The organism is Cognatishimia sp. (assembly GCF_049116455.1).
Lineage (GTDB): Bacteria > Pseudomonadota > Alphaproteobacteria > Rhodobacterales > Rhodobacteraceae > Cognatishimia.
Window position 1 is genome coordinate 152,778 of record NZ_JAGDYW010000002.1, and the last position, 16,269, is coordinate 169,046.

General features: G+C 53.7%; 12 protein-coding genes. 8 read left to right on the top strand and 4 right to left on the bottom strand.

Features of this window, described 5'->3' with window-relative positions; all coding sequences use genetic code 11:
• Positions 1-11: 11 nt before the first annotated feature.
• Positions 12-710 (bottom strand): helix-turn-helix domain-containing protein, encoded by a 699-nt coding sequence (locus JXQ85_RS04280; protein ID WP_421747645.1) that lies wholly within the window; start codon positions 708-710, stop codon positions 12-14.
• Between the two features lie 275 nt (positions 711-985).
• Here JXQ85_RS04280 and JXQ85_RS04285 point away from each other — a divergent pair, with 275 nt between their 5' ends.
• The 8 genes from JXQ85_RS04285 (at position 986) to JXQ85_RS04320 (ending at position 12,055) form a co-directional block, all read left to right on the top strand.
• A complete protein-coding gene (locus JXQ85_RS04285; RefSeq protein WP_421747646.1) occupies positions 986-2,395 on the top strand; it encodes an MFS transporter in 1,410 nt (469 codons plus the stop codon).
• Positions 2,396-2,457: 62 nt separating this feature from the next.
• On the top strand, positions 2,458-4,065 hold the full coding sequence (locus JXQ85_RS04290; protein WP_421747647.1) for an antiporter: 1,608 nt from the start codon (positions 2,458-2,460) through the stop codon (positions 4,063-4,065).
• A 66-nt stretch (positions 4,066-4,131) separates the two neighbouring features.
• The gene (locus JXQ85_RS04295) at positions 4,132-7,863 is read left to right on the top strand and encodes a nitrate reductase subunit alpha (RefSeq protein WP_421747648.1); all 3,732 of its coding nucleotides are present in this window, start codon (positions 4,132-4,134) and stop codon (positions 7,861-7,863) included.
• Positions 7,860-9,383 (top strand): nitrate reductase subunit beta, encoded by a 1,524-nt coding sequence (gene narH, locus JXQ85_RS04300; protein ID WP_421747649.1) that lies wholly within the window; start codon positions 7,860-7,862, stop codon positions 9,381-9,383. The genes JXQ85_RS04295 and narH overlap by 4 nt, the downstream gene beginning before the upstream one ends.
• Positions 9,383-10,081, top strand: a complete 699-nt coding sequence (narJ, locus tag JXQ85_RS04305) for a nitrate reductase molybdenum cofactor assembly chaperone (protein ID WP_421747650.1) — start codon at positions 9,383-9,385, stop codon at positions 10,079-10,081. Before narH ends, narJ begins: the two co-directional genes overlap by 1 nt.
• Before the next feature lie 10 nt (positions 10,082-10,091).
• Entirely contained in the window at positions 10,092-10,781 is a 690-nt protein-coding gene (gene narI, locus JXQ85_RS04310) for a respiratory nitrate reductase subunit gamma (protein WP_421747651.1), read from the top strand.
• Between the two features lie 3 nt (positions 10,782-10,784).
• Positions 10,785-11,570 (top strand): peptidylprolyl isomerase, encoded by a 786-nt coding sequence (locus tag JXQ85_RS04315; protein ID WP_421747652.1) that lies wholly within the window; start codon positions 10,785-10,787, stop codon positions 11,568-11,570.
• A complete protein-coding gene (locus JXQ85_RS04320) occupies positions 11,567-12,055 on the top strand; it encodes a DUF2478 domain-containing protein (RefSeq protein ID WP_421747653.1) in 489 nt (162 codons plus the stop codon). Before JXQ85_RS04315 ends, JXQ85_RS04320 begins: the two co-directional genes overlap by 4 nt.
• A gap of 39 nt (positions 12,056-12,094) precedes the next feature.
• Here the strand turns inward: JXQ85_RS04320 and JXQ85_RS04325 are convergent, their stop codons facing one another.
• From JXQ85_RS04325 to JXQ85_RS04335, 3 genes are read right to left on the bottom strand one after another with little or no spacing between them, the layout of a single operon-like run.
• Complete coding sequence (locus JXQ85_RS04325; RefSeq protein WP_421747654.1) at positions 12,095-12,709, bottom strand: response regulator transcription factor; 615 nt, start codon at positions 12,707-12,709, stop codon at positions 12,095-12,097.
• Between the two features lie 33 nt (positions 12,710-12,742).
• Positions 12,743-14,716, bottom strand: a complete 1,974-nt coding sequence (locus JXQ85_RS04330) for an ATP-binding protein (RefSeq protein ID WP_421747655.1) — start codon at positions 14,714-14,716, stop codon at positions 12,743-12,745.
• 9 nt (positions 14,717-14,725) lie between these two features.
• On the bottom strand, positions 14,726-16,060 hold the full coding sequence (locus JXQ85_RS04335) for an aspartate aminotransferase family protein (RefSeq protein WP_421747656.1): 1,335 nt from the start codon (positions 16,058-16,060) through the stop codon (positions 14,726-14,728).
• Positions 16,061-16,269: the final 209 nt, after the last annotated feature.

Consider the following 16,269-nt stretch of genomic DNA (forward strand, 5'->3'; position numbering starts at 1 on the left):
CTAACAGATTACTAGCTAGAGTAGTCGTCAATCAAACGGCTTGGTTTTGCAAATTCTTCTAACGCCACAGGATCTATGATCCGAACCTGGCTGCCAGTGATTTCTAACCCATGTTTTCGCAGCTCTTTAAATGCGCGGCTTAGGTTTTCGGGGGTCATTCCCAGAAATGAGGCCAGTTTTTTCTTTTCCATGTGCAGATCGAACTCGTCCGTTGCTTTGGCACGGGCCCGTTGACGCAGCAAGTAATTGGCCAATCGTTCTAATGACGTGCGAAGCTTGAGGTCTTTCTGGGATTTCACAACAGTACGGTAGCATTGAGCGAGCTCGTTGACGACGGAGCGTGCAAACCCATTGTCATCAGCGAAGACATTTCGAACATCGATCGATGGGATCAAAAGAACTTTGGAGCGTTCCACAGTGCGGCCGGACATGAGGTATTCTGCGTCTTTAATGGTCGCTGCTAGAATGAAACTCGAAATTGGGTGTACCGTGGCCATTGTGGTTTCACGCCCCTCCCAATTTGCGAAAAGCTCGACCTTCCCCTGCACAAGGATGTGCAGAAAGTCACTTGGATGTCCCTCGGTGATCAATTCGATATGTGACGGGAAGCTTTGGAAGTAGGCCCCTCGGATCAGGCGCTCAAAATTTTCCTCATCAATTTGCGAGAATACGGGCAGGGCCCTGATTCCCGGAATATCCTCTGGTCGCATAAGGCTGCCTCTAATTTTCCCGACTTGATTTTTATCAAGCCAACGAGGTGGGAATGTCAACCAAGCAAATATGACCGATCAAGTCATGAGCTGATATTTACAAAAATTTCGCCTGATAAATGTCTGAAGTGCCTTATTTTTATGGATAATTTGGGAATCCTTGACTTGGATCAACACAGATGTGCGCTGCCCTAGTGAATAAGTTGACCAACTGAAACGACGGCTTTCTGTCGTCCGTTAGGCACCTAAGTGCCCTAAGAATGGGGGTCAACTGAATGGAACTGCAGGGTAAGGCAACAAGCCTTTGGCGTAACTTCTTCAATGTGAAAATGGTTCAAATTCGAACCTTCCACATGACTTGGTTCGCCTTCTTCTCATGTTTCTTTGCATGGTTCGGCATCGCACCGCTGATGAGCGTCGTGCGGGACGAGCTGCAACTTACAAAAGATCAAATCGGCTGGGCAATCATCGGGTCTGTTTCGATGACTATTTTTGCCCGGCTTTTTATAGGCTGGCTGTGTGATCGGATCGGCCCAAGGAAGTCTTATACTTGGCTGCTGCTTTTGGGGTCTTTTCCCGTGATGGGGATCGGACTGGCGCAGAGCTTTGAGACCTTCCTTCTCTTCCGCGTCCTAATCGGTTGTATCGGTGCGGCCTTCGTGATCACCCAGTACCACACAACAGTCATGTTCGCGCCTAACGTGGTGGGGCAAGCAAATGCGACATCCGCCGGCTGGGGCAACCTTGGTGGTGGTGTCACTCAGTTTGTGATGCCGCTTTTGTTCTCTGTGATGGTGATCGGCTTTGGGTTCTCTGAAGCGGTTGGCTGGCGCCTGTCTATGGTTGTGGTTGGTGTGATCATCTTCCTGATCGGTATTGCCTACTACTTCGTCACTCAAGACGCGCCGGAAGGCAACTTTGATGATCTGCGCGCGCAAGGCCGTATGCCTGAAAAGAAAAAGGTGACTGGCAACTATATCCAGGCGCTGAAAGATCCGCGCGTGTGGGTTCTGTTTGTGATCTACGGCTGCTGCTTTGGCATCGAGCTAACAGTGAACAACGTCGCAGCGCTTTACTTCATCGATTATTACGACCTGACACTTGTCACTGCTGGTTTTGTGGCTGCCTCTTTTGGTCTGATGAACATGTTCGCCCGGACATTGGGTGGCATATTCGGGGATAACTTTGGTGCGCTTTGGGGACTGAAAGGCCGTAGCTTCTGGTTGTTCATCTGCCTGCTGTTCGAAGGCTGCGCGCTGATGGTCTTCAGTCAGATGCAAGTCTTGTTCCTGGCGCTACCAGCATTGATCGTTTTTTCGCTTTTCACTCAGATGGCAGAGGGCGCGACTTACTCAGTTGTACCTTTCATCAATAAGAAGGCACTTGGCGCGGTCGCTGGCGTAGTTGGCGCAGGCGGTAACGCAGGCGCGGTCCTCGCAGGCTTTCTGTTCAAGAACATGATCGATTGGTCCGAAGCCTTTTTCATCCTTGGCGTTGTTGTGGCCTGTGCCTCCGTCCTGGCTTTCTTTGTGCGTTTCTCCACCCGCCAAGAAGACGAAGAACGCGCCAACTTTGCTGCGGCCAATATCGAGACACTACGTCGCCGGGCAGATGCGGCCAATGCCGCTCTGAACGAGGGCCTTGTGGCAATCGAAACCCGTGAACGCGCGCAACCCGCTGAATAATTCGAACTCCGGCGGGCCAGAGGTGGCCCGCCCCAACAACCTCAACGACGAGGAGAGACCCATTGGGACAAGATCTTAGAAACTACGCGCCGGATGATGAGGCCTTTTGGTCCTCGACCGGGCGCGCCATCGCCAACAGGAACCTCTGGATATCCATTCCATCGCTGCTCTGTGGCTTTGCCGTCTGGCTTTACTGGGGGATCATCACCGTTCAGATGATCAACCTGGGCTTTGCCTTTGAAAACTCTGAACTTTTCACACTGGCAGCGATTGCCGGTCTGACCGGCGCAACGTTGCGTATCCCGTCAACCTTCTTCATCCGCATCGCGGGTGGGCGGAACACCATCTTCTTCACAACTGCACTGCTGATGATCCCTGCGATCGGTGCAGGTCTTGCGTTGCAGAACCCGGACACACCGCTTTGGCAGTTTCAAATCCTAGCCTTCCTGAGTGGTATCGGTGGCGGTAACTTTTCATCTTCGATGTCCAATATCTCGTTCTTCTTCCCAAAGAAGATCCAGGGTTATGCGCTCGGTATGAACGCCGGTCTGGGCAACTTCGGTGTGACCACCATGCAGATCGTCATTCCTCTGGTGATGACATTTGGTCTCTTTGGTGGCGATCCAATGATCCTGGAAAACACTTCCGGTACACTGATCGGTAAAATCCCGGCTGGCACTCCAACTTACATCCACAACGCCGGCTTCGTTTGGTTGCTGCTTCTCATCCCACTGGCCATCGCTGGCTGGCTCGGCATGAACAACATCCGCGACGAGCACGTGAGCCCTGACATTCCAAGCCCAGTTGGTGCCTTTGGCATCATCACCTTCATGTTGATCATTGGTTTCGTCTGCGCGGGCTTTGGCCTGTGGCTGATGCTACCTGAAAACGTGGGTGGCTCTGGCTTCGGTGTCTCCAAATGGATCGTGCTGCCCATCGTAATCGCGTTGACTGTTTTGGGTCTGAAAATGATCCCCGGCCAAGTGGGTCAGAACCTGACACGTCAGTACAAGATCTTCGGCAACAAGCACACTTGGGCGATGACCGTGATCTACACCATGACCTTTGGTAGCTTCATCGGGTATTCCGCAGCACTTGCGCTGACCATCAAAGTTGTCTTCGGCTTCAGCCACCTCGAAGTGGGTGGTGTGATGACCCACGACACTGTGAACCCGAACGGCCCATCTGCCCTGATGTTTGCCTGGATGGGGCCATTCATTGGTGCGTTGATCCGTCCGATTGGCGGCTCTCTTGCTGACAAACTCGGCGGTGCTCGCGTGACCCAGTGGATCTCTATCGTGATGGTGGCTTCTGCTCTGGGTGTGGCTTACTTCATCCAAGCGGCCTACAACTCGGCCACTCCGGAACAATACTTCTACCCATTCCTGGGTCTGTTTCTGATCCTCTTCGCGGCAACTGGCATTGGCAACGGGTCCACTTTCCGGACCATCGCTGTGGCCTTCAACAAAGAACAGGCTGGTCCGGTTCTGGGTTGGACAGCCGCTGTCGCCGCCTACGGTGCCTTCATCATCCCGAAAGTCTTCGGCGAGCAGATGAAAGCCGGAACCCCTGAGATCGCGCTTTACGGATTTGCCATCTTCTACGGCGTCTGCATCGTCATCAACTGGTGGTTCTACCTGCGCCCAGGCGCCTACATCAAGAACCCTTAAGCGTCCCTTCGCCTGTCCGGAGCAACGCTTCGGGCAGGCACCCTAACCCCTACGGGAGCCGAAATTATGAGCCACTTGCTCGACCGACTGAACTTTCTACAATCCAAGGAAATCGACACGTTTTCCGATGGACACGGTCAGACGACCCGTGAAAATCGCGACTGGGAAGACACCTATCGCAATCGCTGGCGTCACGACAAAGTGGTGCGCTCGACCCACGGGGTGAACTGTACCGGATCCTGTTCATGGAAAATCTATGTGAAATCCGGGATCGTGACTTGGGAAACCCAGCAAACGGATTACCCGCGCACGCGACCTGATCTGCCAAACCACGAACCTCGTGGCTGTGCCCGTGGCGCGAGCTACAGCTGGTACCTCTATTCTGCCAACCGTGTGAAACACCCACTGGTCCGCGGCCGCTTGCTAAAAGCATGGCGCAAGATGCGCGAGACCATGGATGCGACAACCGCTTGGACAAAAATCCAGAGCGACCCGATTTTGCGCAATCACTATGTGAAACTGCGCGGCAAAGGTGGCTTTGTGCGCGCAACTTGGGACGAAGCCCAAGAGCTGATCGCCGCCGCCAACGCTTACACTGCCAAAACCTACGGCCCAGACCGTGTGATCGGATTCTCGCCCATTCCTGCGATGTCCATGGTGTCTTACGCGGCCGGTTCGCGCTACCTCAGCCTGCTAGGCGGTGTTTGTGGGTCTTTCTACGACTGGTACTGTGACTTGCCGCCAGCCAGCCCAATGACTTGGGGTGAACAGACTGACGTTCCGGAAAGTGCCGATTGGTACAATGCTGGTTACCTGCTACTGTGGGGCTCTAACGTGCCGCAAACTCGGACACCGGATGCGCACTTCTATACAGAGGCCCGGTATAAAGGCACAAAATCCGCCGTGATCTGCCCGGATTATTCCGAAGCTGCAAAATTTGGTGACGTCTGGCTCAACGCAAAACAGGGCACCGATGCGGCATTGGCGCAGGCCTTTGGCCACGTCATCCTGCGTGAATTCCACCTCGATCAGCAGGTCCCATACTTTACGGATTACACCCGCAAGTATTCCGACTTCCCAATGCTGGTGAAGCTCGAGAAGAAAGGCGATCAACTGGTCGCGGGCCGCTTCCTGCGGGCTGACGATCTGGACGGCAAACTGGGTGAAGAGAACAACCCGGAATGGAAAACCGTTGCCTGGGACCGCGAAAGCGGTGGGCTGGTCGCGCCAAATGGCTCCATCGGTTATCGCTGGGGTGAGGACGGCGAGTGGAACCTCGAAACTAAAGCGCAATGTGAACAAACCGACCTCGCGATGTCCTTCGTGCTGGAAGAGGACCACGACGACGTTAGTGGCGTCGACTTCCCATACTTCGGCGGTCAAGCCACTGAAAACTGGGTGCAATGTGGCCACCCTGACGTGATGACCCGCAATGTGCCGGTCAAGAAAGTTAAAACCGCTGACGGCGAAGTGCTGGTCGCAACCGTCTTTGACCTTTTCTGCGCCAACTACGGCCTCGACCGTGGTTTGGGTGGTGAATGGGTCACCAGCGATTACTCCGTCGATATGCCGGGCACGCCTGCATGGGCTGAGAAAATCACCGGCGTTCCGCAAGACAAGATCATCCAAGTGGCGCGTGAATTCGCGCAGAACGCGGCTGATACCAATGGTAAATCCATGGTCATCATCGGCGCGGCGATGAACCATTGGTACCACATGGATATGAACTACCGCGGTGTCATCAACATGCTGGTGATGTGTGGCTGTGTTGGCCAATCCGGCGGTGGCTGGAGCCACTATGTGGGCCAAGAAAAACTACGCCCTCAAACTGGCTGGTTGCCATTGGCCTTCGCATTGGATTGGAACCGTCCACCGCGTCAGGCGAACTCTACATCGATGTGGTACGCACATACCGACCAGTGGCGTTATGAGCAGCTGGAAGCGGATGAAATCCTAAGCCCCACCGCGCCGGAAGGCGACTGGGACATCAGCATGATCGACTACAACATCCGTGCGGAACGGATGGGCTGGTTGCCATCAGCACCGCAGTTGAAAACAAACCCGCTGGAAGTATCGAAATCCGCGAAAGCAGCCGGTTTGGATGTGAAGGATTACGTCGCCAAGCACTTAAAATCCGGTGATCTTCAGATGTCCTGCGAAGACCCGGATGCACCGGAAAACTGGCCACGCAACCTCTTTATCTGGCGTTCCAATCTTCTCGGGTCTTCCGGCAAGGGTCACGAGTATTTCCTCAAGCACCTTCTGGGCACGGACCACGGTGTGATGGGCAAAGACCTAGGCGAGGAAGGCAAGCAGAAGCCGAAAGAGGCGGTTTGGCATGACGAGGCACCGCGAGGTAAGCTCGACCTGCTGGTCACCATCGACTTCCGCATGTCCACAACAGCGGTCTACTCAGACATCGTTCTGCCCACCGCCAGCTGGTATGAGAAAGACGACCTTAATACCTCAGATATGCACCCCTTCATCCACCCGCTTCAGGCGGCAGTTGATCCGGCCTACGAAAGCCGCACCGACTGGGAGATTTTCAAAGGCATCGCCAAGAAATTCTCTGAAGTGGCGCCTGAAATCCTTGGTGTTGAGACCGACATCGTTCAAGTGCCAATCCTGCACGACACACCGGGCGAACTGGCCCAGCCAGTGGTGCAAGACTGGAAGAAAGGCGAATGCGATCTGATCCCCGGTAAAACTGCACCAAACTATGTAGCGGTAGAACGGGATTATTCTAACCTTTACAAGAAGTTCACTTCAATTGGGCCACTGCTCGAGAAACTCGGAAACGGTGGTAAAGGTATCAACGTGGATGCCGCCCACGAGGTGGAATTGCTGCGCGATCTGAACGGCGTTGTTCGTGAAGAAGGTGTTAGCAAAGGCCAGCCAAAAATCGAAACTGCGATTGATGCGGCAGAGATGCTGCTGATGCTGGCACCAGAAACCAACGGCGAAGTGGCGGTAAAAGCTTGGGACACGCTGTCCAAAGCAACAGGCCGCGATCACACCCATCTGGCGAAGCCAAAGGAAGAAGAGAAAATCCGCTTCCGTGATATCGCAGCGCAACCTCGCAAGATTATCTCGTCGCCAACATGGTCGGGTATCGAAAGCGAGCATGTCTGCTACAATGCCGGTTACACCAACGTGCATGAGTTGATCCCTTGGCGAACACTCACAGGGCGTCAACAGCTCTATCAGGATCATGAATGGATGTTGGCCTTTGGCGAGGGCTTCATGTCCTACCGGCCTCCGGTGGATCTGAAGACCATCAACAAGGACGTGCTGGATGACGGGGACAACCTGTTCCTCAACTTCATTACACCGCACCAGAAATGGGGTATCCACTCCACCTATTCCGACAACCTGTTGATGCTGACGCTTAACCGTGGTGGTCCAGTGGTTTGGCTGTCTGAGAATGACGCCAAATCCGTCGGCATCGACGATAACGATTGGATCGAGCTTTATAACTCCAACGGGGCTTTGACAGCCCGCGCGGTGGTCTCTCAGCGCATGAAAGACGGCACGACCTTCATGTATCACGCACAAGAGAAGATCGTGAACACACCGGGTTCTGAGAAGACCGGGAATAGGGGCGGTATTCACAATTCGGTCACCCGAGCGACCCTGAAACCAACCCATATGATCGGTGGCTATGCGCAGCAGAGCTACGGCTTCAACTACTACGGCACCGTCGGCGCAAACCGCGACGAATTCGTGGTGGTTCGCAAAATGAAGAAGATCGACTGGCTCGACGAAGAAGCAACACCAACCCCGGAGGCAGCAGAATGAAAGTCCGCGCACAAATTGGCATGGTGCTGAATCTCGATAAATGTATCGGGTGCCACACATGTTCTGTTACTTGTAAGAACGTTTGGACGAACCGTGAGGGCGTGGAATACGCTTGGTTCAACAACGTGGAAACCAAACCGGGCACCGGCTATCCAACTGACTGGGAAGACCAGGCGCGTTGGAACGGTGGCTGGGAGCGGACCAAATCCGGCAAGCTGCAACCGAAACAGGGTGCAAAATGGCGGATCCTGTCCAATATCTTTGGCAACCCGGACCTGCCCGAGATCGACGACTACTACGAGCCGTTTGATTTCGACTATGACCACCTGAAGTCCGCGCCTGAGATGAAGGCCTTTCCAACCGCGCGCCCAAGATCAAAGATCACCGGCGAGCGGATGGAGAAGATCGAGAAAGGGCCAAACTGGGAAGAAATCCTAGGTGGTGAATTCGAGAAACGCTCCCAGGATTACAACTTCGAAGGCATTCAGAAGGAAATCTACGGCGAGTACGAAAACACCTTTATGATGTACCTGCCGCGGCTGTGTGAGCACTGTCTCAACCCGGCGTGTGCAGCGTCCTGCCCATCCGGCGCGATCTACAAACGCGAAGAAGACGGTATTGTCCTGATCGACCAGGAAAAATGCCGCGGCTGGCGGATGTGTGTCTCGGGCTGCCCATACAAAAAGGTCTATTACAACTGGGAAAGCGGTAAGTCTGAGAAATGTACGCTTTGCTATCCTCGGATCGAAAGCGGTAATCCTACTGTCTGTTCCGAAACCTGTGTGGGTCGCATCCGATATCTGGGCGTGATGCTTTATGATGCGGATAAGATCGCCGAAGCGGCTGGCACGGATTCAGAGATGGATCTTTATGACGCGCAGCTGGGTGTCTTCCTTGATCCAACCGACCCAGAAGTCATCAAAGCCGCTCAGGCCGAAGGTGTGCCTCAGGACTGGATCAAAGCCGCGCAGGAAAGCCCCGTCTGGAAGATGGCGATGGAATGGAAGGTGGCCTTCCCGCTGCACCCGGAATATCGCACTCTGCCGATGGTCTGGTACATCCCGCCACTCTCACCCATCCAGAATGCCGCCGAAGCAGGCGCGATCAGCGCGGAAGATGGCATGCCGGATGTGAAAAACCTCCGTATCCCAGTGCGTTACCTTTCTAATATGTTGACAGCGGGTGATGAGGCCCCAGTGGCCAGTGCGCTGGAACGTATGCTCGCAATGCGCAGCTACATGCGAACCAAAACCATCGAAGGTGTGATCGACGAAGGCATCGCCAACCGCGTTGGCCTGACGCCGGATCAGATCGACGACATGTACCACATCATGGCGATCGCCAATTATGAGGACCGCTTTGTCATCCCGACAACCCACCGGGAACACGTTGAAGAAGCCTACGACCTGCGGGGCGGCTGCGGCTTTACCGACACCAATGGCTGCTCTGGTGGCACATCTGGAAAGTCGCTCTTTGGTGGCAAAAAGAAACCCCTGAAAATGCCTGAGGAGGCGATGTGATGGACCGAACATTTAAATCTCTTTCTGTCATCTTGAGTTATCCTACAAAGGAACTACAGGGCGCGATTTCCGAGATTTCGGCGGTGCTGATGTCAGACCCACGTCTGACCGCAGCCAATCGCCGGGCGCTCGTGCCGCTGCTGACAGAGCTCGAGCAGGATGACATCTACGACCTGCAAGAGCGCTATGTGGGCCTTTTTGATCGTTCACGCACACTCAGCCTCAACCTCTTTGAGCATGTGCACGGCGAAAGCCGGGATCGCGGCAGCGCCATGGTGAGCCTGGTGGAAACCTATCGTGACGCGGGCTTTGACCCGGTCACGGTGGAATTGCCGGATCATCTGCCGGTTCTGCTGGAGTTCCTGTCAACGCGCCCTCTCGCGGAAGCGCAGGACACTCTGGCGGACGCAGGTCACATCCTGGAGGCGATTGAACAACGCCTTCAGGGTCGTGACAGCACTTATGCACCTGTCTTTGCATCCCTGCTGCAGCTTTCAGGTGCAAAGGTCGATCAGGAGGCGGTGGCCGAGCTTATGAAAGAGCCGGAAACCGACCCTGAAGACCTCGAAGCGCTGGATCGTGTCTGGGAGGAAAGCGAAGTGCGCTTTGGCCCAGATCCAAACGCCGGATGTCCACAGGTGCGCGATATGCTCGCGAAAATAGATCAACCCGTAACCCCCGCGACAGCCGCGGAATAGGGAGGTAGTCATGCATCAGTTTCTCTTTGGAACCTATCCGTATATTGCCCTCGCGGTGATGATCATCGGCTCAGTCGCGCGTTATGAGCGCGATCCTTTCACGTGGAAATCGTCGTCTTCGCAAATGCTGCGCACCAAGCAGCTGCGTATTGGGTCAGGGCTTTTCCATGTGGGTGTTCTGGTGATCTTCTTTGGTCACCTCATCGGTCTTCTGACACCCATCTGGATTTTTGACGCCATCGGCATCAGCCACGGTGCGAAACAGACCCTTGCGGTTGTGGCTGGCGGTATAGCGGGCGTCATGGCGCTGGTGGGCGGCTTGATGCTGTTCCATCGTCGCTGGACCGATCCACGCATCCGCCGTACCTCAAGCTTCGCAGACATCGCGATCCTGCTTCTGTTGCTTGCGCAATTGGTGCTGGGTCTGGCAACCATTTTTGCGTCTTTGGGCCATCTGGACGGTCACGAGATGGTCAAGTTCATGTCATGGGCGCAGGGAATTTTTACCTTTGATGCGGCCGCGGCGGATTACGTGAAAGACGTGGCCCCTGTGTTCAAAGCACATCTTGTGCTGGGTCTGACCATCTTCCTGGTCTTCCCGTTCACTCGCCTTGTGCACATGCTGTCAGCCCCAGTGCGCTATCTCTGGCGTCCTGGCTACCAAGTTGTGCGTTCTCGCAAACATGGGGCGGCGAAATAGGTCATGAACCAGGCATTATTTCCGTCCGTCATCGTGGATGGGGCCGAAATTTCGGCCTCCTTCATTGCAGCCGAAGCGCAAAACCACACAGCTCCTAAGGGCAAGCCTGGTCTGGCTTGGCGCAAAGCGGCTCGTGCGTTGATCGTTCGGCACCTTTTACTGCGAGAAGCCGAAGCCAAGGGTATCTCGGCAACACCAACGGACTTTGGCAATGGTCGTCGCGAAACCCAAGAGGATGCACAAGTTGCTGCCTTGTTGGAACAGGTGCTGACGCCAGAGGAAGTTTCAGAGGATGATACGAAAACCGAATGGCAGCGCGATCCATCGAGGTTCAAAACCCCACCTCTGTGGGAAGCGTCTCACATCCTCTGTGAAACACGAGAAATGGCTCAAACATTGATCGCTCAGATCAATCGCGGTGCTCAATTTGCTCATGTTGCCAAAGATAACAGCCAGTGTGGTTCCGCCACTGACGGTGGCTTTCTTGGCCAGCTCTCACCGAGGGATACGGTGCCGGAGTTTGAAGCAGCCATGCGCAGGCTTGAGGAAGGTGCAATCACACAAGAGCCGGTGCAAACCCGTTTTGGTTTTCACATCATCCGCCTCGACGCCAAAGAAGACGGTCGCCAACTCCCATTCCAAGCCGCGCAAACTCGTGTCCGTGAGGCATTGGAAAGGGCAGCCTGGGCTCGGGCTGCGCGCACTTACACGTCAGAGCTCATGGATAAGGCCAATATCGAAGGCATCATCTTACCGGATGAAACGCCGAAGAAAGGGAAGACCCTATGAAACTTGGATATGTCATGATGGATGACCCAAAGGTTTTGGATATCACCTTGGCGCATGTGGCGCATAAATTACGGGATCATGGACTACGCGTGTCCGGCGTTGTGCAGATCAACACGGAACGTGAGAAGGACCATAAGTGTGATATGGACGTAAAAGTTCTACCGACAGGGCCAACCATTTGTATCTCGCAATCTTTGGGTTCTGGATCGACGGGGTGTAGGTTAAACCCTGATGCCCTTGAAGCCGCGGTTGAATTGGTCGCGAAAGATCTTGAGGGAGGGTCGGATATTCTTCTGATCAACAAGTTTGGCAAACACGAGGCTGAAGGCCGCGGCTTTCGAGAGCTTATAGGCACCGCCTTGGCGCAAGACGTGCCTGTATTGGTTGGTTTGAACGGGCTGAATAAAACGGCGTTTCAAGAATTCGCCGGAAATCTGCAGACCGAAGTCGATGCGGACAACGTTCTCAATTGGATGTCCAATTGAGCACAAGTTAGCAGATTTTGGCGGTGATCTCTAAAAGGATTACGGCAGCACTTTTTGAGACAACTCAACCAGTTCGATCACCGAACCGATTTCCAGTTTTTCAAGAATGCGAGCGCGATGGTGGTCCACTGTGCGTGGCGAAATATCCAATGCGCGTCCGATTTCTTTACTTGCGGTGTTAGAGGGGTGCTCCATCATAAAAACCGCGACTTCTCTTTCGCGCGATGTGAGGCGTTCGAACCGTTTCTTTGCATCGTTTTGTTCGGAGGCTGCCTGACGCATCTGTTGGTCGCGTTCAAAGGCCGTTTGAATGCAGGCGACAAGGTCGTTTTGGCGAAACGGTTTTTCAAGAAAATCAATCGCACCGCTTTTGATGGCCTGAACCGTTTCCGGGATACCCCCGTGGCCTGAAATGAATATGATCGGTAGCGTCAATTCCCGCTCATTCATATAAGATTGCAGTTCTAGTCCATTGATTTCCGGCAAGCCGTAATCCAGCACCAAACAGCCGCGTTGTTCAGGATTGTATTGGTCAAGAAATTGCCGAGCAGACTCAAAGGCAACCACCGAAAACCCACGTTTTGTGAGGGCGCGGGACAATGTTGCTCGGACGTCTTCCTCGTCATCCACAAGAAATACAACTGATTGTTCCATAGGTGTTTCCAAGCCCGTTAGCATAGATTTGATTTAAGGTGCTTCGCTTGGAATGGTAAAGCAGAAGCTGGTGTTGCCGGATTCGTTTTGATCAAGCCACAACCGACCACCGTTTGATTCAATGATGGTGCGGCTTATCGATAGACCTAATCCCATGCCGCCTTCTTTGCTTGTCTGGAATTGCTTAAAAAGCTTCACGGTTTTGGGCACGCCGGGGCCAGTATCTGTGACGTGAACTTTCAAAAAAGGGCCTTCTGCTTCTGCATGAACAACAACGACGCGGGTTTTTGACTCTGCAACAGCGATGGCTTCGATCGCATTGCGGGTTAGATTCAAAAGCACCTGTGCGATCTGAACACGATTTCCGTAAACCAAAGGGTTGTCCGCGCGCTTATAAACCAGAGTGACCTGTTGATCCTCGGCTTCATGTCGCATCAGTCGTTTGGCCTGATCTAAGAGTTCGTTGAAGTTAAACTGAGAGACCTTGCCGCGATCTTTGCGCACAAATCCCCGCAACGCCCGCACCACTGCTCCGCCTTGGTGGGCCTGTTCATCTAGTTCAGTCAGAATAGCCAGCAAATCCTCGTTAGGCGTATCGCTTTGTTTGGCAGTGGAAATCGCTGCATCCACGTTTTGAGTGATCGCCGTCAGCGGTTGGCTTAGTTCATGTGCAAGGCCACTTGCCATTTGCCCCATGACACTCACGCGTGAGAAATGGGCTAAGTCGCGACTTAGCTCCTGCACTTTGGTTTCAGACTCCCTGCGCTGGGCAATTTCATTGATCAGCGTTTTATTGGCTTTGCTGAGTTCACGGAAGGTCTTGGGCAAGGGGGCTTTCGCAGAGACTTCTCCTTGCGACACCAGAGCTGTGCGAACCGCAAATGCGCGCACAGGTCTTAGGATCAATTCTGCAATTGTGAGGCCCACAAGTGCTGTCAAAATGGAAATCGCAGCCGCAATCCAGATATTGCGGGCGCGGTTCTTTTTGATTTCGCCAATAAAGTCGTTTTCGGGTGCATAGACAGCAACTGTCCATGGCAGATCAACGCCCTCTAGTGGTTCAAAAAGCCCAAGGTAATTGTTGCGCCGAAAAGAAACATCGGATGGCAGGTCGAAATTCGCCACCGATCCAAGTTCAAAGTTTGCAAATGCAGCGCGTGACACCGGGTCATCGATGTCTTTGATATTGGCAAAACTCAGTGTGCCGTCGTCATTTAGGACCTTAATTTGATCAGGATCCGGGTGCGCAAGCACACTTCCATCGTCGTGCAGAATAACTGCTGCACCGCTTTCACTGACTTGCAACTCACTTAAGAAAACAGAGATATCTGAAATCTCGATATCAACCCCAACAACCCCTTGCAGGCCTTTATCTTCAAACACAACAGGGGCCGCCACTGTGATGCCTGGTTGTTGGGATGTGAAGAAAATATAGGGGTTGGTCCAAATGCGCGTGTCAAGATCGCTGGCCTTTATGTACCAGGGGCGGGTGCGCGCATCATAGGGGTCAAGAGGGTCATTGTCGCGTGCAACTACTTCGTAGTCCTCAGTGCGCCAGATGAAGTCTGTTTTGCGAGTACCATCCTCAATCGTAATGAATTTCGTGCGGAAAGGGCCTGGACCATCGCTTTTCATCACATAGACGAAATTGCCCTGTTCATCCCCATAGTTGATGCCTGCGACGTTGGATTCCGTCTGCAGTAACTCAAAGAAGTAGCGCTCCATCGTGTCGCGATCTGTGGTGCCTACAAGGCCCGAATTCAGAACACGCTGGGCCTGTTCCGCCATTTCGCCAGCCGGTTCCAAAAACCGCTTGGTGTGATCGACTGCATTTCCTCCAGCGCGCTGCATAAGGCCGCGCGCGTGATCTAAGATTGCGCGTTCAGACGAAAGGTAAGAAGTTGTGACCACAAACAAGATCGCAATGAATTGCAATCCCGCTAGGGAGATCGCCAGGACGAAGCCCAGCGAAAATCTTACACCATCTTGCCTAATTCGATATGCCAAATGTTCTGATCACATCCCTAAGTCTCTAGTGACTGCACTGACGGCGGTCGAAAGCTTGCCCACCACCTCTTCAAGGTGGTGCGTTTCAGAGATGAAAGGCGGCGCAAGCAGCACATGATCCCCATGCTTGCCATCGATGGTACCGCCCATCGGGTAGCAAATCAAACCGGCGTCAAAGGCAGCAGCTTTGATACGTGCGTTGAATTTGAGGCTCGGTTCGATCACCGCTTTGCTTTCTCGGTCAGAAACAAATTCCATGCCCACAAAAAGTCCGCGTCCGCGAATGTCTCCAACATTCGGATGTTGGCCAAATTCCTTCTGCAGCAGATTTTGTAACTGCTGCCCTTTAGCAGCGACATGATCAACGATACCGCCCTGGGTCAGTTTCTGAACCACCGCTAAGCCAGCTGCGCAGGCGGTGGGGTGACCGATGTAGGTGTGGCCATGCTGGAAAAACCCGCTACCGGTTTTGATTGCATCAAAGATCTGCGCAGAACAGAGCGTCGCACCAATCGGCTGGTACCCGGCACCTAGTCCTTTGGCTATTGTGCAGATATCGGGGCTGATCCCTTCTTGTTCAGCGGCAAAAAGCGTGCCGGTGCGTCCCATGCCGCACATGACCTCGTCCAAAATCAACAGAACGCCATAGGTGTTGCAAATTTCTCGGATGCGTTTGAAATAACCATCGACGGATGGCACGGCACCCATTGTCGCGCCCACAACCGGTTCGGCGACGAAAGCCATGACCTGGTCAGCCCCTAAACGCAAAATTTCGTCTTCGAGTTCATTGGCCACCCGTTGGCCAAATTCAAAACTGGTCTCATCTTCGCGCCGGTCACGATACTCATAGCAGGGACCAATGTGACTTACGTCAATCAACAAAGGTGCAAACTGGGCGCGCCGCCATTCGTTGCCGCCGACGGCCAATGCGCCAAGCGTATTGCCATGATAGCTTTGTCGGCGCGCGATGATTTTGGACCGCTGGGGCTGGCCGATTTCGACATAATACTGCCGTGCTAGTTTGAGCGCGGTTTCGACAGCTTCAGAGCCGCCAGAGACAAAATAGACATGCTCCAACCCTTCGGGTGCATGTGCCACCAGCAGGTCCGCAAGGTCTTCGGCAGGTTGCGATCCAAGAAACCCGGTATGGGCAAAGGCCATAGAATCAAGCTGTTTTTTGACGGCATTGATAATGTCCTGATCGCCGTGCCCAAGGCAGGAAACAGCGGCGCCGCCCGATCCGTCGAAATAGGCTTTGCCATCGGCATCATAGAGGTAAACGCCCTCTCCCTTCATGCCGATTGGGGGTAACTTGTTGGAATTTCTCGGGAAAACGTGGCTCATGGGTTCGATTCCATATTTTTCCGACACATGCAATCACTTTGGATAGGTAAATTCTATAGGTAGTGACGCGCATAGACAGAAAGGCCCGTCTCGAAGACCATTTTAGAGCGCCTCGTGCCAAAACTCCTGCATTTGAACGTCAAATGCCGCAAATTTCCTTTCGGAGGGTTGCGTCAAAGGGGTGGCAAACGGTGCGCATTCGACAATCG